Annotated in this window: 14 protein-coding genes; 12 read left to right on the top strand and 2 right to left on the bottom strand. The window is 69.1% G+C overall.

What is annotated here, in order from left to right; all coding sequences use genetic code 11:
* The first annotated feature begins 9 nt into the window (after positions 1 to 9).
* From HAV22_RS15285 to HAV22_RS15260, 6 genes are read left to right on the top strand one after another with little or no spacing between them, the layout of a single operon-like run.
* Positions 10 to 459 (top strand): chemotaxis protein CheW, encoded by a 450-nt coding sequence (locus HAV22_RS15285; RefSeq protein ID WP_166859955.1) that lies wholly within the window; start codon positions 10 to 12, stop codon positions 457 to 459.
* On the top strand, positions 456 to 1,637 hold the full coding sequence (locus HAV22_RS15280; protein WP_166859953.1) for a CheR family methyltransferase: 1,182 nt from the start codon (positions 456 to 458) through the stop codon (positions 1,635 to 1,637). The genes HAV22_RS15285 and HAV22_RS15280 overlap by 4 nt, the downstream gene beginning before the upstream one ends.
* Positions 1,634 to 2,314: a chemotaxis protein CheW gene (locus HAV22_RS15275; RefSeq protein ID WP_166859951.1), complete on the top strand. Its 681-nt coding sequence runs from the start codon at positions 1,634 to 1,636 to the stop codon at positions 2,312 to 2,314. The genes HAV22_RS15280 and HAV22_RS15275 overlap by 4 nt, the downstream gene beginning before the upstream one ends.
* Positions 2,311 to 4,614 carry a hybrid sensor histidine kinase/response regulator gene (locus HAV22_RS15270; RefSeq protein ID WP_166859949.1) on the top strand — a complete coding sequence of 768 codons (2,304 nt, stop codon included), beginning with the start codon at positions 2,311 to 2,313 and terminating at the stop codon, positions 4,612 to 4,614. Before HAV22_RS15275 ends, HAV22_RS15270 begins: the two co-directional genes overlap by 4 nt.
* Positions 4,611 to 5,600 carry a chemotaxis-specific protein-glutamate methyltransferase CheB gene (gene cheB, locus HAV22_RS15265; RefSeq protein ID WP_166859947.1) on the top strand — a complete coding sequence of 330 codons (990 nt, stop codon included), beginning with the start codon at positions 4,611 to 4,613 and terminating at the stop codon, positions 5,598 to 5,600. Before HAV22_RS15270 ends, cheB begins: the two co-directional genes overlap by 4 nt.
* A 45-nt stretch (positions 5,601 to 5,645) precedes the next feature.
* Complete coding sequence (locus HAV22_RS15260) at positions 5,646 to 6,653, top strand: GGDEF domain-containing response regulator (protein ID WP_208296204.1); 1,008 nt, start codon at positions 5,646 to 5,648, stop codon at positions 6,651 to 6,653.
* A 1-nt stretch (position 6,654) separates the two neighbouring features.
* Here the strand turns inward: HAV22_RS15260 and murB are convergent, their stop codons facing one another.
* Positions 6,655 to 7,686, bottom strand: coding sequence for a UDP-N-acetylmuramate dehydrogenase (gene murB / locus HAV22_RS15255; RefSeq protein ID WP_166859944.1), 1,032 nt, complete (start codon positions 7,684 to 7,686; stop codon positions 6,655 to 6,657).
* A gap of 222 nt (positions 7,687 to 7,908) precedes the next feature.
* Between murB and HAV22_RS15250 the strand changes: the two genes are divergently transcribed.
* From HAV22_RS15250 to HAV22_RS15240, 3 genes are all read left to right on the top strand, one after another.
* Positions 7,909 to 8,394 (top strand): YajQ family cyclic di-GMP-binding protein, encoded by a 486-nt coding sequence (locus tag HAV22_RS15250; RefSeq protein WP_166859942.1) that lies wholly within the window; start codon positions 7,909 to 7,911, stop codon positions 8,392 to 8,394.
* A 172-nt stretch (positions 8,395 to 8,566) separates the two neighbouring features.
* Positions 8,567 to 9,832, top strand: a complete 1,266-nt coding sequence (locus tag HAV22_RS15245; RefSeq protein ID WP_166859940.1) for a nitronate monooxygenase — start codon at positions 8,567 to 8,569, stop codon at positions 9,830 to 9,832.
* 138 nt (positions 9,833 to 9,970) lie between these two features.
* Positions 9,971 to 12,364, top strand: coding sequence for a sensor domain-containing protein (locus tag HAV22_RS15240; RefSeq protein WP_166859939.1), 2,394 nt, complete (start codon positions 9,971 to 9,973; stop codon positions 12,362 to 12,364).
* Position 12,365: 1 nt separating this feature from the next.
* On the opposite strand, the gene HAV22_RS15235 is transcribed toward HAV22_RS15240, so the two are convergent.
* Complete coding sequence (locus HAV22_RS15235; RefSeq protein ID WP_166859937.1) at positions 12,366 to 13,319, bottom strand: exopolyphosphatase; 954 nt, start codon at positions 13,317 to 13,319, stop codon at positions 12,366 to 12,368.
* A gap of 262 nt (positions 13,320 to 13,581) precedes the next feature.
* Between HAV22_RS15235 and HAV22_RS15230 the strand changes: the two genes are divergently transcribed.
* The 3 genes from HAV22_RS15230 (at position 13,582) to HAV22_RS15220 (ending at position 17,042) form a co-directional block, all read left to right on the top strand.
* The gene (locus HAV22_RS15230) at positions 13,582 to 14,994 is read left to right on the top strand and encodes a sensor histidine kinase (protein WP_166859935.1); all 1,413 of its coding nucleotides are present in this window, start codon (positions 13,582 to 13,584) and stop codon (positions 14,992 to 14,994) included.
* Positions 14,995 to 15,064: 70 nt separating this feature from the next.
* A complete protein-coding gene (locus HAV22_RS15225) occupies positions 15,065 to 15,844 on the top strand; it encodes a LytR/AlgR family response regulator transcription factor (RefSeq protein WP_166859933.1) in 780 nt (259 codons plus the stop codon).
* A 145-nt stretch (positions 15,845 to 15,989) separates the two neighbouring features.
* Complete coding sequence (locus HAV22_RS15220; RefSeq protein ID WP_371869658.1) at positions 15,990 to 17,042, top strand: PAS domain-containing sensor histidine kinase; 1,053 nt, start codon at positions 15,990 to 15,992, stop codon at positions 17,040 to 17,042.
* The last annotated feature ends 66 nt before the right edge of the window (positions 17,043 to 17,108 follow it).

Raw genomic sequence — 17,108 nt, 5'->3', positions numbered from 1 at the left:
GGGCCCGCGATGAAAGTGATGGTGTTCCACATCGGCGCCGACCGTTACGCGCTTCCCCTCGCGGACGTGCTGCGCGTGCTGCCCGTGGCGAGCCTGAAGGCGCTGCCGGGCGCGCCCGATTTCGTGCGCGGCCTGCTCGACCTGCACGGCGAACCGGTCCCCGTGATCGACCTGTCACGCCTGGCCGGCGCGCCGCCCGACGCCGTCCGCTACGACACTCGCATCCTGCTCGTCGACGTGCCCGCCGGCGGCCGGCGCCGCAGGCTGGGCCTGAAGGCCGAGCGCGTGATCGGCGTGGCCACCATCGACGGGCCGCTGGCCGACGCGGGGGTCGCCAGCGCGCCGTGGCTCGGCCAGGTCGCGGCCGGCACGGAAGGCATGCTGCAACTGGTCGCCCCCGACCGCATGCTCGCGCCGGACGTCGAAGCGCTGCTGTTCGGCGCGGGAGAATCCGCATGAACCTGACGTGCCGCCTGCGCGCCGCCACGGGCCTGGACCTGACGGTGGCCACCGTCGAGCGCGCGGTGCGCGAGCGCATGCGCGCGACCGGCGCCAGCCTCGATTACGATCCGCATCCGGGTACGCCCGAATTCGACGCGCTCGTCGACCTCGTCGTCGTGCCGGAATCGTGGTTCCTGCGCGACCCCGCACAGTTCGACACGGCGCTGCGCTTCGTGCGGGCGCAGCCGGGACGGATGGTGCGCGTGCTGTCGCTGCCCTGCGCGGGCGGCGAGGAACCGTACACGCTGGCGATGCTGCTCGCGCGCGCCGGCATCGGGCCGGACGCGTGCCGCATCGACGCGTTCGACCTGTCGCACGACGCCATCGCGCGCGCCCGCGCCGGACGCTACACGCGCAACGCGTTCCGCGGCGACGACCGCGGCCTGCGCGAACGCTTCTTCACGGACGACGGCGACGGCTGCGTGATCGGCGCCGAGCCGCGCGCCTACGTCGCGTTCGGGCAAGCGAACCTGTTCGACCTCGACCCGCGCCAGGCGGGCCCCTACGACCTCGTATTCTGCCGCAACCTGCTGATCTATTTCGACGCGGCCCGGCAGGCGCGCGCGGCCGCATGCCTGTTCGCGCTGCTGGCCGACGACGGCCTGCTGCTCGCGGGCCATGCCGAGGCGCCCGCGCTGTGCCGCCACGGGTTCGGCCCCGCGACGCCGCGCGCCACGTCGGTGCTGCGCAAGCAGGGCCGGCGCCGCGCGCGCATCTTACCCGCTGCGGAGCCCGCGGCCGTGCACGCCCGGCCCGCCACGCCGCGCCCTGCTGCAGCGCCACCCGTTGCGAAGCCGACGGCCGCCCCGCCACCGCGCGACCTGCTGGCCGACGCGCGGCGCCACGCGAACGCGGGCCGCCTGGCCGAGGCGGAGCAAAGCTGCCGCGCCGCGCTGGCGCTGCGCGGGGACGATGCCGAGGCGTGGTTCCTGCTGGGGCTCACGGCCGAATGCGCGGGCCGGCCGCAAGAGGCCGACCGCAACTGGCGGCGCTGCGTATACCTCGATCCGGACCACTACGAAGCCTTGTGCGCCCTGGCCCTGCTGCTCGAGCAGCGGGGCGACGCGGACGCCGGCGCCGTCTTCAAGCGGCGCGCGGCGCGCGTACACGCGCGGCGCGGGAGCACGACGGCATGAAGCATCTGCCCGTGCGCCCATGGAAGGACGACGCCTGCTGGCGCCGCATCGGCGTGGCCGGCGACCGCAGTTGCCCCGAGCTCGCGCAATACGTCCATTGCCGCAACTGCCCCGTGTACGCGGGCGCCGCGCAGCACAACCTGCAGCGGCCCGTCGAAGCCGACTACCGCGACGCCTGGGCCCGCGAGCTGGCCCGTCCCCTGCCCCCGCCCGCGCGCACGGATGCCGCCGCGATGGCGTTCCGCGTCGGCACCGAATGGCTGGCCGTGCCGCTGGCGCTCGCGGCCGAAGTGGCGCCGCTGGCGCCCGTGCACCGCCTGCCGCACCGCGACGGCGGCGCACTGCTGGGCATCGTCAACGTGGGCGGCCGCCTGCTGCCCGCCGTGTCGCTTGCGCGCCTGATGGGCGTCGACACGGACGCGGCCCCGCCGCCAGCCGGCCGCCACGCGTTCGCGCGCCTGCTCGTGCTGGCCCCCGGCGGCCAGCGCATCGCGCTTCCGGTGGACGAGGTCCACGGGGTGCTGCGCCACGCGCACGACGCCCTGCGGCCGCCCGCCGCCAACGTGGGACGCGCGCCGTCGCCCCTCATCGCGGGCATGATCGCCGACGGCGCGCTGGAAGCGGCGCTGCTCGACACGGCACGGCTGGCTGCGCAACTGGAGGGCGTGCTGCGATGAGCATGGACGACGAGGACCTGAGCGGCTATTCGATGCTGGACCTGTTCCGCATGGAGACGCGCGAACAGATGCGCGTGCTGACGGACGGCCTGCTGCAGCTCGAACAGGGCGCGGCCGACGCCGCGATGCTCGAGGCGATGATGCGGGCGGCCCATTCCGTCAAGGGCGCGGCCGTGATCGTCGGGCTCGACCCGGCGGTGCGCCTCGCGCACGCGATGGAGGACGTGCTCGTCGCCGCGCAAGATGGCCGGGCGCGGCTGGACGCGGACGGGGTCGACGTGCTGCTCGGCGCCGTCGACCTGCTGCAGGAACTGGCGCTGACGTCCGAGCCAGGCAAGCGCACGCCGCACGCGAACCGCCTGGCGCGGATGCTGACGATGCTGCGGGCGCTGCTCGAACAGGACGCGGCGGCGCCCGAAGGGGCGCCCACGGCGGAACCTGCCCTCGCACCGGAACCCGAGCCTGTACCGGAACCCGCCCCTGCGCCCGAACCCGCACCGGCACCAGCACCGCTGACGCCTGCCCCGGCAGCGCCCGCGCCGGCACCGGCCCCCGCGGCACCCGACTCCGGCGGCGACCTGCTGACCCTGGCCGGCCAGGCACGCCTGCAAGCGGGCCAGCTGCGGCCATGGATCGCGGGGCTGCAACGCTACAAGCGCTACCAGCACGGCGTGTTCGACGCGCTGGAGCGGCTGCAGGACGCCATCCGCGCGACGGGCGATCCGCACCTTGCCGAACTGGTGCAGCGCGTCGCGGACCGGGCCACCCCGCTGCGCGACACCCTGCTGCAGACGATCGAGGGCGCCGAGCACTACGAGCGCCGGGCACTGGCCGTGTCCGCGCGCCTCGCGGACGAAGTGCTGGCGCTGTCGATGTGCCGCTTCGCCGACGGCGTGCGCGGCCTGCCCCGAATGGTGCGCGACCTGGCACGCGGCCTCGGCAAGGACGTGCGCGTGGAAATCGACGGGGACGCCACGCTCGTCGACCGCGCCGTGCTGGCGCGCATGGACGCGCCGCTGAACCAGCTGCTGCGCAACGCCGTCGACCACGGCATCGAGATGCCTGCCGAGCGCACGGCCGCCGGCAAGCCCCCGCACGGCACGATCAGGCTGGAAGCGCGCCACCGCGGCGGCATGCTGTCGCTCGTCGTGGAAGACGACGGGCGCGGCGTCGATCCGGAGCGCATCCGCGCGGCCGCCGTGCGGCGCCAGATAGCGGCGCCCGCGTTCGCGCCCGCGCTGTCGCAGGCGGAGCTGATGGAATTCCTGTTCCTGCCCGGCTTTTCGCTGAAGGACAGCGCCACCGAATTGTCCGGCCGTGGCGTCGGCCTGGACGTCGTGCACGACACGGTGCGCGCGATGAACGGCACGGTACGCGCGGAGTCGGCGCCGGGCGCAGGCTTCCGCACCGTGATCACGCTGCCGCTCACGCAATCGATCGTGCGCGCCCTGGTCGTGGACGTGGCCGGCGAAGCGTATGCGCTGCCGATCGCGCGCGTGGAACGGGTGCTGCGGGTGCCGGCGACGGCCGTGCTCACGCTGCAGGGCCGGCAGTACGTCAAGACGGGCGCGGATGGCGAGAATGCCGAGGAACTGGGCGTCGTCGCCGCCAGCCAGGTGCTGGGCCTGGGCGAAGCCGTCGCCGGCATCGACCTGGCCCTCGTCGCGATCGGCACGGGACGCGAGCGCTACGGCCTTGCCGTCGACGCCGTGCACGGCGAACAAAGCCTGACGGTGCAGCCGCTCGAGCCCACGTTCGGCAAGCTGCGCGACGTGGCCGCCGGGGCGCTGCTCGACGACGGCACGCCGGTGCTGATCCTGGACGTGCCCGACCTGCTGCAGTCCATCGCGCGCCTGCTCGGCACGGGGGCCGCGTTGCGCCTGGCGCCCGGTGCGCCGGCGGCCGCGAGCGCGCGCCGCGTGCTCGTCGTCGACGACTCGCTCACCGTGCGCGAGATGCAGCGCAAGCTGCTGGCGGGGCGCGGCTACCGCGTCGACGTGGCGCTCGACGGCGAGGACGGCTGGAACCAGTTGCGCGCGGCCGACTACGACCTCGTGATCACGGACATCGACATGCCGCGGCTGGACGGCATCGGCCTGCTGGAACGCATCCGGCACGACCCGCGCCTGCACCGGCTCCCGGTGATGATCGTGTCGTACAAGGACCGTCCGGAAGACCGCGCGCGCGGCCTGGAAGCGGGTGCCGACTACTATCTCGCCAAGGGCGCCTTCCACGACGCCACGCTGCTCGACGCCGTGCGCGACCTGGTCGGCGCGGCCCATGGGGAAGGCGCGCCATGAGAATCGGCATCGCCAACGACAGTCCGACCGCCTCCGAGGCGCTGCGGCGCGCGCTGGCCGGCAGCGAGCACCAGGTCGCGTGGACGGCGCGCACGGGCGCCGACGCCGTGCGCCTGTGCCGCGACCTGCCGCCCGACCTCGTGCTGATGGACCTCGCCATGCCCGTGATGGACGGCGTCGAGGCCACGCGCCGCATCATGCGCGAGGCGCCGTGCGCAATCCTCGTCGTCACCGCGGCGCCGCAGGACAACGTCGGGCAGGTGTTCCGCGCGCTCGGCGCCGGCGCCCTCGACGTGACGGCGACGCCCGTGCTGCTCGGGCAACCGGGTGGCGAGGCCGCGCTGCTCGACAAGATCCGCACGATCGCCAAGCTGATCGCGGCGACACCCGCCGCCCCCGCCGCCGCGCCGGGTGCGCCGGCCGGCAACGGGTCCGGCGTCGCGCGCCTCGTCGCGATCGGCGCGTCCACCGGCGGTCCCAACGCGCTGGCGCGGCTGTTCGCGCGCTGGCGGCCGCCGCCCGACACGGCGGCCGTCGTCGTCCAGCACATCGACCCCGCGTTCGCCGTCCAGCTGGCGCGCTGGCTGAACGAACAGGCCGGCGTGCCCGTGCGGACGATCGCCAGCGGCGACGCGGTCGAGGGCGGCATCGTGCAGGTGGCCGCCAGCGACGACCACCTGCGCCTCACCCCGCGCCACCGGCTCGTCTACGATGCGCATCCCCGCGACGAGGTGTACCGGCCGTCGATCGACATATTCTTCCACTCGGTGGCCCGGCACTGGGAACGCGCCGCCACCGGCATCCTCCTGACGGGCATGGGCCGCGACGGCGCGGCCGGGCTGCTCGCCATGCGCGGCGCGGGGCACGCCACGATCGCCCAGGACGAGGCCAGCAGCGCCGTGTACGGCATGCCGCGCGCGGCGGCGGAACTGGGCGCGGCCGAGAAGATTTTACCCATTGATAATATCGCGGACGCCTTGCGGTAGAATGACGACCTTCATCGCCATGCCTTCCGCCAACGCTCCAATCCGATGTCCGCAGCCAGCCAGATCCCCGCCGTCGCACGGGACGCCGACGACACGATGCGCGTCCTGCTGGTCGACGACCAGCTCATCATCGTCGAAGCCGTCCGCCGCATGCTGGCCGGCTATCCCGACATCGAATTCCACTACGTCACCGACCCGCGTGCCGCGCGCGCGGCCGCCCTGCGCCTGCGGCCGACGGTGATCCTGCAGGACCTCGTCATGCAGGGCGGCGACGGCTTCGGCCTGATCCGTTCCTACATGGAAGACGAGGTCTTGCGCGACGTGCCCGTGATCGTCTTGTCGACCAAGGAAGAAGCGAAGCTGAAGGCGCATGCGTTCGCCATCGGCGCGCACGACTACCTCGTCAAGCTGCCGGACGAACTGGAACTGGTGGCGCGCATCCGCCATCAGTCGGACGCCTACATCAGCCGCCTGCAGCGCGATGCCGCCTGGCGCGAGCTGCGCGCGAGCCAGGACGAACTGGCGCGGGCCAACGAGGAATTGCGCCGGCTGGCCGCGCTGGACGGGCTGACGGGCATCGCCAACCGCCGCCGCTTCGACGAAGCGCTGCAGGCGGAATGGCAGCGGGGCCGGCGCAACGGGTCGCCGCTCGCGCTGCTGCTGTGCGACGTCGACCATTTCAAGCTGTACAACGACGGTCTCGGCCACCCGGCCGGCGACCTGTGCCTCAAGAAGACAGCCGCCGTGCTGACGGGCCAGCTGAAGCGCCCGGCCGACCTCGCGGCCCGCTACGGCGGCGAGGAATTCGCGCTGCTGTTGCCGGACACCGACCTCGCGGGCGCCGTGCGCGTGGCCGAAGCGTGCCGCGCCGGCCTCGCGCAGCTGGCGCTGCCGCATCCGGGGGCGCAGTCCGGCATTGTCACGATGTCGCTGGGCGTGGCCTGCATGGTGCCGGGCGGAGACGCCCCCGGCGACGTGCTCGTCGCCCGCGCCGACGCCGCGCTGTACGCGGCCAAGCGTGGCGGCCGCGACCGCGTCAGCCCGGACACCTGAGTCACACCAGCACGGGTTCCGGCTCCAGCCGCACGCCGAAGCGAGCCTCGACGTCGTCCTGGATGGCGCGCGCCAGCGCCAGGATCTCGGCGCCGGTCGCGCCGCCGTTGTTGACCAGCACGAGCGCCTGCTTCGGATACACACCGGCGCGGCCGAGGTGCCTTCCTTTCCAGCCGCAGCGGTCGATCAGCCAGCCGGCCGCGAGCTTTTCGCTGCCGTCCGGCTGGGCGTGGTGCACGAGGTCGGGCCACGTTTCCAGCAGGCGCACGCACTGTTCGCGCGGCACGACGGGATTCTTGAAGAAGCTGCCCGCGTTGCCGATCTCGGCGGGATCGGGCAGCTTGCGCCGGCGGATCGCGATCACGGCGTCCGCCACCTGGCGCGGGGTCGGCGTGGCGCTGCCCTGCGCCGCGAGCGCCTGCGCCAGTTCCGCGTAGCGCAGGTTCGGCGTCCACGCACGCGGCAGCGCGAACGTCACGTCCAGCACGACGAGCGAAGCGCCCTCCGCGTGCTTGAACACGCTGTCGCGGTAGCCGAAACGGCAGGCGCCTGCATCCATCGTGCGCGTGGTGCCGTCGGCGAAATCGAATACGGTCAGCGAATGAAAACGATCCTTCACCTCGGCCCCGTACGCGCCGATGTTCTGGATCGGCGACGCGCCCACCGTGCCCGGGATCAGCGCCATGCTCTCCAGGCCGCCGAGGCCTTGCGCCAGGGTCCATTCGACGAACGCATGCCAGTTCTCGCCCGCGCGTGCGCGCACGAGGACGGCGTCGTCCGTCGTGCCGACGATCTCCTTGCCGGCCAGCGCCATGTGCAGCACGAGCGCTTCCACGTCGTCGTGCGCGATCAGGAGGTTGCTGCCGCCGCCCAGCACGAGCCGCGGCAGCGGCGCCAGCGCGGGGTCGGTCGCGACGGCGGCCAGGTGGCCCGGTTCCGTCACGCGCACGTAGCGCCGCGCGCGCGCGGGAATGCGGAACGTGTTGAAAGTATCGAGGGGAACGTCGTGTGAAAGAGGCAGGTCGGCGGGCATGGCTGGGACGGGTAGTGTTTGGCGCATTATAGTGGGCGGCGCGTTGTTGGGGGGCATCTCGAAAAACCGTCGCGAGCGGCCGCAATGCAGTTCGAGAAGCGCAACTGTACGAGACGTACAGTGAGCATCGCAGGACTGCAGTGCAACGCGCAGCAGGTTTTTCGACGTGCCCTCCGTTACAATATCGGCATTCACTACCGTGCAAGACAAAGGAAAAAGAAAATGCCATCGTTTGATGTGGTCTGCGAAGCAGACATGGTCGAAGTCAAGAACGCCGTCGAGCAATCCAACAAGGAAATCGGCACCCGCTTCGACTTCAAGGGCAGCTCGGCCAAGGTCGAGCAGAAGGAACGCGAGATCACCGTCTTCGGCGATTCCGACTTCCAGCTCGGCCAGGTGCGTGACGTGCTGTTGAACAAGATGACCAAGCGTAAGGTCGACGTGCGCTTCCTCGACGAGGGCAAGATCGAGAAGATCGGCGGCGACAAGGTCAAGCAGGTGCTCAAGGTGCGCAACGGCATCGAGACGGAAGACGCGAAGAAGATCACCAAGCTCATCAAGGAAAGCAAGATGAAGGTGCAGGCGTCGATCCAGGGCGAAACCGTGCGCGTGACCGGCAAGGACCGCGACACCCTGCAGGAAGCCATCGCGCTGCTGCGCAAGGACGTCAAGGACCTGCCGCTGGAATTCAACAACTTCCGCGACTGAGCCCGCGGCCACTGTCGCGTTGCCGCACGACCGTGCGGCAAATGGTGCTCTCGGTGCGTCCCCGCCTGCGGTAAAATGCGGGGGCGCAGACACGCCGGCCAACCGGCGGGGTCGCACGACAGAGAGAGAACAAGATCGTCCAGGGGCGTGCCCCCGGTAGTTAAGGATAACAATGAAACGTGTTGATGATTTCCGCTTGCGTTTGGGTCACAAGGAATACGTGCCCATCATGATCGGCGGAATGGGTGTGGACATTTCCACGTCGGAACTGGCACTGGAAGCGGCCCGGCTGGGCGGCATCGGGCACATTTCCGACGCGATGGTGCCGGACGTGTCGGACCGCAAGTTCGACACCAGCTTCGTCAAGGAAAAGACCAAGCTCTACAAGTTCAACATCAACAACATGGACAAGTCCGTCGTCCAGTTCGACCTCGAGCGGCTGGCCGAGGCGACGCGCCTGCACGTGGGCGCGACGATGGCGGCGAAGAAAGGCGATGGCCTGATCTTCGTGAACTGCATGGAAAAGCTGACGATGAATGCGCCGAAGGAAACGCTGCGCACCCGTCTGTCGGCGGCGCTGGACGCGGGCATCGACGGCATCACGATGTCGGCCGGCCTGCACCTGGGCTCGTTCGAACTCATCAAGGACCATCCCCGCTTCCGTGAGGCCAAGCTGGGCATCATCGTGTCGTCCGTGCGCGCGCTGCAACTGTTCCTGCGCAAGGTTTCGCGCCTGAACCGCAACCCCGACTACGTGATCGTCGAAGGCCCGCTGGCCGGCGGCCACCTGGGCTTCGGCATGGAAGACTGGAAGGACTACGACCTGCACACGATCATGGACGAGATCCATGCGTACCTGAAGGCCGAGCAGCTCGACATCCCGCTGATCGCCGCGGGCGGCATCTTCACGGGCAGCGATGCCGTGGGCTTCCTGGAAAAAGGCGCGGGCGGCGTGCAGGTGGCGACCCGCTTCACGGTGACGCACGAATGTGGCCTGCCGGATGCCGTCAAGCAGGAATACTTCCGCGCCAGCGAAGAGGACATCATCGTCAACGGCGTGTCGCCGACGGGCTATCCGATGCGGATGCTGAAGCAGACGCCCGCGATCGGCTCCGGCATCCGTCCCGGCTGCGAATCGTACGGCTACCTGCTGGACGCGACGGGCAACTGCGCCTACATCAACTCGTACAACCGCGAGGTGCAGGCGAACCCGGGCCAGAAGAACATTCAAGTATTCGACAAGACGTGTCTGTGCACGCACATGCGCAATTTCAATTGCTGGACGTGCGGCTCGACGACGTACCGCCTGAAGGACACGACGCACAAGCTGTCCGACGGGACTTACCAGATCCTGTCCGCCGAACATGTGTTCAAGGATTACCAGTTCAGCGTGAACAACCAGGTCGCACTCCCGCCGCGCCAGGAGGCGGCGGCCTGACGGGCCAACGGCTTCGTCTCCATACGGCGTGCTTCGGCGCGCCGTTTTCGTTTCGCGCTGTCGTTTCGGTATGACATGCGGAACGGAAGCCACGCTCGCCGGTCCAATACGTGTCGACCGCGAAAGCAGGAGCGCAGCATGTCCGATTCCGAACCGCCGAGCCGCTGCATTTTTCTCACGGACGAGACCGGCACCGTCCGGGCCTGGAACGAGCCTTGCGCGGCCCTGTTCGCCATGTCGGCGGAACAGATCCTTGGCCGTCCCGTCACGACCTTGTTCACGCCGGCCGGACGCGACGTCTGGGGCGCCGGCTGGGGTGCCCTCACCTGCCGACCCGACGGGGCCGAGCTGCACGTCGACCTCCATTGCGCGGGCGGGCGCGTGCGCGAAGGCACGCTGACCCTCGCGCCCCTGCTCGACGCCGACGGCACGCAACACGGCTGCGCCGTCGCCGTCGCCACCGGGCGCGACCGCGGCGGGACGGAAGCCGAGCGCGTGGCGCGCACGCCGCTGGCGGCGATCGTCGACATGCTGCCCGGCACGTTCTACGCGATCAACCGCGACGGGCGGTTCGTGCTGTGGAACCGCAACCTGGAGCGGGTCACGGAACTGACGCCCGACGAGCTGGGCGCCACCCGCGCGCTCGACCTGATTGAGCTGGACGCGCGCCCGGCCGTCGCCGCGGCGATGGACGACATCTTCTCGCGCGGCCAGGAAACGCGGCTCGAAGTGGACTACGTCTCGCGCAGCGGGCGCGAGATCCCCATGCTGTTGTGCGGCACGCGGCTGCGCTGCGACGGCGGCGAGTACCTGTTCGGCATGGGCGTCGACATCAGCGACCGGCGCGACAGCGAGCAGCGGCTGCGCCTGCGCGAGCGCGCGCTGCACGCCGCAAGCAACGGCATCGTCATCGCCCGGCTGGAGCTCGAGCACAGCGTCATCGAATACGTGAATCCGGCCTTCGAGCGCATCACGGGCTATGCGGAAGAAGAAGTGCTCGGCAAGGAACCGGGCTTCATGGCCGCACCCGGCATGGACCTCGTCGAACGGGCGCAGCTGCGGGAAGCGGTCGCCGCGCGCATGGGCTGCAGTGTCGTGCTGCGCAACCTGCGCAAGAACGGCGAACTGTTCTGGAACGACCTCGCCATCACACCCGTGCAGGACGAGCACGGCAACGTCACGCACTACATCGGCGTCATCACCGACGTCACGGCCACCAAGCTGCGCACGGCGCACCTGGAACACGAGGTCAACCACGACCCGCTGACGGGCCTGGCCAACCGCAATCTCCTGTGGGACCGGCTCGAGCAGGCGCTGCACCTCGCGCAGCGCCACAAGGCCCTCGTGGCCACCGTGCTCATCGACCTCGACAACTTCAAGACCATCAACGACACCTTCGGCCACGAAGCGGGCGACGTCGTGCTGAAGGTCGTCGCGCGCCGCCTGCAGGCATCCGTGCGCGACAGCGACACGGTGGCGCGCATGTCCGGCGACGAATTCGTGCTCGTCCTGGCCAACCAGCCGTCGCTGCGCTTCACGTTGCGCATGGTGGAGCGCCTGCGCGAGAGCTTCGCGATTCCCGTCGCGTTCAACAGCCGCGAAATTCCCGTCGGCGCCAGCGTCGGCGTGTCGCTGTATCCGCACGACGGCGCCACGGCGGCGGAGCTCGTGCGCGCGGCCGATCTCGCGATGTACCACGGCAAGGGCAGCGGCCGCAACGACGTGCACTTCTTCTCGGCCGACATGAAGTCGACGACGGAAGCCAAGCACCGCATCGAACTGGCGCTGCGCGACGCGCTCGACCGGGACGAATTGTTCCTGCTGTACCAGCCCCGCGTCACGTTCCGCGACAACCGCGTCGCCGGCTTCGAGGCCCTGTTGCGCTGGCGTCATCCCGAACAGGGCGTGCTGGTCCCGGCCCGCTTCCTCGCGGAGGCCGAGGAAAGCGGCGTGATCGTCCCGATCGGCCAGCGCGTGCTCGACCATGCTTGCGCGTTCGCCGCCCAGTTGCGCGCGGCGGGCTTCGGCAACGTGCCTGTCACCGTCAACGTATCGCACCGCGAATACACCCAGCCAGGCTTCCTCGCCTGCCTGGCCGACCGCCTCACGCGCTACCGGCTGCCGCCGCGCAGCCTCCAGCTCGACCTGCGCATCGACGGCCTGATCCGCAATCCATCGCTCGGGCAGGAATTGGCCGGCCAGCTACGCACGCTGGGCGTCGACCTGTCCGTCGACGACTTCGGCGCCGGCCTGTGCGACCTCGGCTTCCTGCAGCAGCTGGCAGCGAGCCAGGTCAAGCTGGCGTCCGGGACCGTGCGGGCGCTGGACGACGGCGGCCAGGGCGTGGCCAAGAGCCTGATCGACATCGGTCACAACCTGAACATGGCCGTGGTGGCCGAGGCCGTCGAGACGCAGCCCCAGCTGGACTTCCTCGCATCGAACGGTTGCGACCAGTTCCAGGGGGCGTGGTTCAGCGAGCCGCTGGCCGCGGAGGCGGCGCAGCGTATGCTGGAAGAACAATTACCGGCGTGACTCAGCCCTCGCTCGTGATGCGCTTGATGAGCGCGCCCAGCACGTCCTCCGCCATGTCGTTGGACACCTGGCAGGTGCCCGCATTCTCATGCCCGCCCCCGCCGTATTCCAGCATCAGTGCGCCGATATTCGTGTTCGACGTGCGGTTGAGGATCGACTTGCCCGTCGCGAACACCGTGTTCTGGTTCTTGAGGCCCCACAGCACGTGGATCGAGATGTTCGTCTCGGGGAACAGCGCGTAGATGATGAAGCGGTTGCCCGCATAGATCACGGGTTCGTCGCGCAGGTCGAGGACGACGAGGTTGCCGTGCTTCTGCGCGCAGCGCCGGATCTGCGCCTTGCACAACTCGCTGTGCTCGAAGTACAGCCGGGTGCGTTCCTGCACGTCGGGCAGCGCCATGATCTGGTCGATGGAGTGGTTCCGGCAGTAATCGATCAAGTCCATCATGAGCTGGTAGTTCGAAATGCGGAAATCGTGGAAGCGCCCCAGCCCTGTGCGCGCATCCATCAGGAAATTCAGCAGGTTCCACCCGGTCGGATCGAGCACTTCCTCGCGCGTAAAGCGGGCCGCGTCACCCTTGTCGACGGCGTCCATCATGTCGCGCCACGCGGCCGGGAACGAGCGGGTCACGCCAGACCGGGTCGCGCCGTAGTGCTCGTACACGACGCGCGCGGCGGACGGTGCCTTCGCGTCGATGACGTGGTTGTCGCGCTGCCCGGTATTGCGGATCGTTTCCGACGAGTGATGGTCGAACGCGAGGTGCGCGCCGGCGACGTACGGCAGGTTCGTCGTGATGTCGCGCGCGGTGATGGCGATCTTGCCATCCTGCATATCCTTCGGGTGGACGAACAGGATCTCGTCGATCAAGTCCAGGTGCTTCAGCAGGACAGCGCAGACGAGGCCGTCGAAATCGCTGCGGGTGACGAGGCGGTAACGCTTGGGAACGGCAGACATCGGCAAACCCCTTTCATATCGCGAAGGATGGGCTGGCGCAGCCAGGACGGCATTCATCATACCGCGCAATATTGCCGATTAACAGTTTTTCTACATGTCATTATGGCGTCATCAACCTGTGCATTCCAGGGCGGGAATCCTGCAGGCTGTCGCAAAACGATGGCGGCGCGCGCCTGGGGAAACTAAGCTTTCATCATTCCAACAGTGGCCGGCCACTGTGCCAGCGGTTACACTCGCCGCATCTTTGATAAAGACGAGTTTCATGCAAACACGGCGTTCTACCCATCAAGCTTTTTCGACCACCCTGTCGTCGCTGCATCGCGGCTTCGACGCCGTCGCGACGTGGGTGACGCATTTGTCGTGGTGGAAGTTTTTCCTGTTCGCCGCGTTGATGCTCGTCGCCGGCCAGATTTTGCAGGACGAATTGTTTTCCGGCGGCGAGGAAGAGATCGCGCGCACGGAACACAAGCCGCGCAAGCCCGAGCCCACCGTCACGATCGACGACAGCGGCATCCACATCAATCCGGGCAAGAACAGCCGCCACGGCGCGATCACGATCAATCCCGAGGTCGAGGCCGCCAAGGCCGAGGCGGCGGCGAACGCGGCGGCCGGCAAGGTCGACGCCGCACGAGCGAAGGCCGACGCCGCGGCGGCCGCGGCCGACGAAGCGGCGGCCGCCGGAGCGGAAAAATCGGCCGACGCCGACGATGCCCCCGTCGCGCCGCCGGCACCGCCTGCCCCGCCCGCGCCGGCGGCCGGCAAAGGCGCCCATCCCGTCACGAAGACGATCCGCGGCGCGAACGGCGAGGAAGTCCACATCGACCTGCCGCCGCAAATCGGCGAGGAATTGTCCAACGCCATCGAAGCGGCCGTCGACGACGCGGCCGAAGCGAAGGCGCGCAGCTACCACAAGCAGGCGTCGACGTGGTTCACGAGCTTCGTCTGGCTGTTGATCCTCGCGCTGTTCGGCACGAAGGCCCTCGTGGGCGGCAAGAAGCGCGCCGAAGCCGAGATGCAATCGGCCACGGCCGCCGCGGAACGCGAGTCGATGCAGCGCCAGCTGTCCGAAGCGAAGATGCAGGCCATGCAGGCGCAAGTCGAGCCGCACTTCCTGTTCAACACGCTCGCTTCCGTCGAACATTTGATCGAGACGAATCCCCCGCGCGCCTCGGCGATGCAGCGCACCTTGATCCAGTACCTGCGCGCCGTGCTGCCGCAAATGCGCGACAACAACCTCGTCACGAACCTGGGGCGCGAGGTCGACATGGTCAAGTCCTACCTCGACCTGCTCAAGATGCGCATGGAAGAACGGCTGACCGTCGATCTGCACGTGCCGGAAGGCCTGCGCAGCGCCGCGTTTCCCCCGATGATGCTGCAGTCGATGGTCGAGAACGCGATCAAGCACGGCCTCGAATGCAAGCCGGAGGGCGGCCACCTGGCCGTCACGGCGGAAGTGGTCGACAGCAAGCTGCGGGTGACCGTCGCGGACGACGGCGTCGGCTTCGGCGTCATGCCCAGCAAGGGGACGGGGCTCGGCCTGTCGAACATCCGCGAACGGCTGAAACTGCTGCACGGCGACGCGGGCCAGTTGCACATCGCGGCCAACAGCCCTTGCGGTGTCATCGCTACCATCGAAGTACCTTATCAGCTCGCCCCGCAGCTCGCGCCAAAGTAGGCATGCCGGGTATTGCTTGTCCCGACAATTCGTTGAATAATCGACATTCCTTGACTGCCCCGACCCGACCATGCCAACCGCTATCATTGCCGATGACGAAAGACTGATGCGCGACCTGCTGCGCACCCGATTGTCCCAGGTGTGGCCGGACCTCACGATTGTCGGCGAGGCGAAGAATGGCGACGAGGCCGTGCAACTGGTCGACGAACTGAAGCCCGACCTCACGTTCCTCGACATCCGCATGCCGGGCAAGACGGGCATGGAAGCGGCGCGCGACATCGGCGACGCGACCCAGGTCGTGTTCGTCACCGCGTACGACCAGTACGCCGTGGAAGCGTTCGAGCGCGGCGCCATCGACTACGTGCTGAAACCGCCCGAGCCGGAGCGCCTGAAGATCACCGTCGAGCGCCTGAAGGAACGCCTGGCGACGCCGGCGCAGGCGGCCACCGCGGCCGTCAACGTCAGCGACACGGTCACGGCGATGCTGTCGCAGCTCGCCGAGAAGATCGCTGCGCCGAAGCCGAAGTACCTGCAATGGATCCAGGCCAGCATCGGCCAGGACCTGCGCATGATCCCCGTCGAGGAAATCCTGTTCTTCCGGTCGGACGAAAAATACACGTGCGTCCAGACCGAGAAGTTCGAAGCGCTGATCCGCAAGCCCGTGCGCGACCTCGCGGATGAACTCGATCCGTCGCTGTTCTGGCAGATCCACCGCGCCACGCTCGTCAACGTCAACGCCATCGAAGGCGTGACGCGCGACATCCGCGGCCGTCACCTCGTCCTGATCAAGGGCCGTCCGGAAAAACTCGAAGTCAGCCGCAGCTTCCTGCACCTCTTCAAGCAGATGTAAGTCAAGCCGGCGGTTTGCATGGCGGGTAAGGTAGGCGAAACGACCGCGCCGCCCCCGCGTTTCCGGCCGGGCCGCAGCCTGCTTCCTGGCCGGGCTTGCGGTCGGCCATAGTCTGGGCAGGCGCACATCAGGGGAGCCCGATACCGTGCCGGCCAGCCGCCAGATCGTCAACCACGTCAGCGAAGCCATCATCTCCGCCGACCGCGCAAACACCATCGTCATGGCCAATCCCGCGGCGGCGGCACTGTTCGGCACGAGTGTCGAGCAGATGGTCGGGAGTCCGCTGGGCCGCTACCTCGAGGAACCGGCCGGCCGGGCCGACCGCGCGGGCGAGCCCGTCGATTATTTCCGGCCCGGCAGCGGGCGCGCGGGCCGCCGCGCGACCGATTACACGGTCGTCGGCTTGCGCAACGACGGCGAGCGCTTCCCCATCGAAGGCTCGATCTCGCGCGCGAACGCGGGCGCCCCCTTCTATACGGTGGTCATGCGCGACGTCAGCGAACGCCGCCACGTGCAGGAAAAACTGACCCGCTCGCACGACCAGCTGCGCCAGCTGTCCGCCGCCCTGCAGACCATCCGCGAGGAAGAGCGCACGCACATCGCGCGCGAACTGCACGACGACCTCGGCCAGCTGCTCGCATCGCTGCGCATGGACCTTACCCTGCTGCAGCAGGCCGACGGCACGCCATCCGACAGCCTGCGCCTGATGCGCGGCATGGAAGACAACCTGCTGACCGCGATCACGTCGCTGCGCCGCATCGCCACCAACCTGCGCCCGCGCGCGCTCGACGAAGGCGGCCTGTATTTCGCGCTGCAGGGCCTGCGCGACGATTTCGTGGAACGCTACGGCATCCCCACCACCCTCCTCGCCGACGAAGCGGAGCTGCGGCTGGACGACGCGGCCAGCACGGCCATCTTCCGCATCGTGCAGGAAGCGCTGACCAACATCGCCCGTCATGCGCAAGCGACGCGCGTCATGATGAATCTGTTCCGGCTGGATGGCGAACTGCTCGTCACGATCCGCGACGATGGCCGCGGTATCCGGCCGGAAGACATGGAAAAGGCGGAATCGCTGGGCCTCATCGGCATGCGCGAACGGGTCTGGGCCATGAAAGGCGACATCACGATCGGCGCGGACGAGCCACAAGGCACGCGCATCGACATCGTGCTGCCGCTGGGCGGCCACGTCGTGTCATGACGGCGTCACGCATTGATGGCCGCGCGTTGTGGCAACTGTGCAACATTGCGCTCTGTCATCAAATCG

Source organism: Telluria antibiotica (genome assembly GCF_011682055.1).
Taxonomy (GTDB): Bacteria; Pseudomonadota; Gammaproteobacteria; order Burkholderiales; family Burkholderiaceae_D; genus Telluria; species Telluria antibiotica.
The sequence above is the reverse complement of the archived record's forward strand: the minus strand, read 5'-3'. Positions and strand labels throughout refer to the sequence as shown.

Excerpts from the sequence above, each read along its gene's own strand:
- HAV22_RS15275 (WP_166859951.1), top strand. The coding sequence starts at position 1,634 with ATGAAGCATCTGCCCGTGCGCCCATGGAAGGACGACGCCTGCTGGCGC.
- HAV22_RS15260 (WP_208296204.1), top strand. The coding sequence starts at position 5,646 with ATGTCCGCAGCCAGCCAGATCCCCGCCGTCGCACGGGACGCCGACGAC.
- HAV22_RS15280 (WP_166859953.1), top strand. The coding sequence starts at position 456 with ATGAACCTGACGTGCCGCCTGCGCGCCGCCACGGGCCTGGACCTGACG.
- HAV22_RS15245 (WP_166859940.1), top strand. The coding sequence starts at position 8,567 with ATGAAACGTGTTGATGATTTCCGCTTGCGTTTGGGTCACAAGGAATAC.
- HAV22_RS15225 (WP_166859933.1), top strand. The coding sequence starts at position 15,065 with ATGCCAACCGCTATCATTGCCGATGACGAAAGACTGATGCGCGACCTG.
- HAV22_RS15250 (WP_166859942.1), top strand. The coding sequence starts at position 7,909 with ATGCCATCGTTTGATGTGGTCTGCGAAGCAGACATGGTCGAAGTCAAG.
- HAV22_RS15235 (WP_166859937.1), bottom strand. The coding sequence starts at position 13,319 with ATGTCTGCCGTTCCCAAGCGTTACCGCCTCGTCACCCGCAGCGATTTC.
- HAV22_RS15270 (WP_166859949.1), top strand. The coding sequence starts at position 2,311 with ATGAGCATGGACGACGAGGACCTGAGCGGCTATTCGATGCTGGACCTG.
- HAV22_RS15230 (WP_166859935.1), top strand. The coding sequence starts at position 13,582 with ATGCAAACACGGCGTTCTACCCATCAAGCTTTTTCGACCACCCTGTCG.
- murB (WP_166859944.1), bottom strand. The coding sequence starts at position 7,686 with ATGCCCGCCGACCTGCCTCTTTCACACGACGTTCCCCTCGATACTTTC.
- HAV22_RS15285 (WP_166859955.1), top strand. The coding sequence starts at position 10 with ATGAAAGTGATGGTGTTCCACATCGGCGCCGACCGTTACGCGCTTCCC.
- cheB (WP_166859947.1), top strand. The coding sequence starts at position 4,611 with ATGAGAATCGGCATCGCCAACGACAGTCCGACCGCCTCCGAGGCGCTG.
- HAV22_RS15240 (WP_166859939.1), top strand. The coding sequence starts at position 9,971 with ATGTCCGATTCCGAACCGCCGAGCCGCTGCATTTTTCTCACGGACGAG.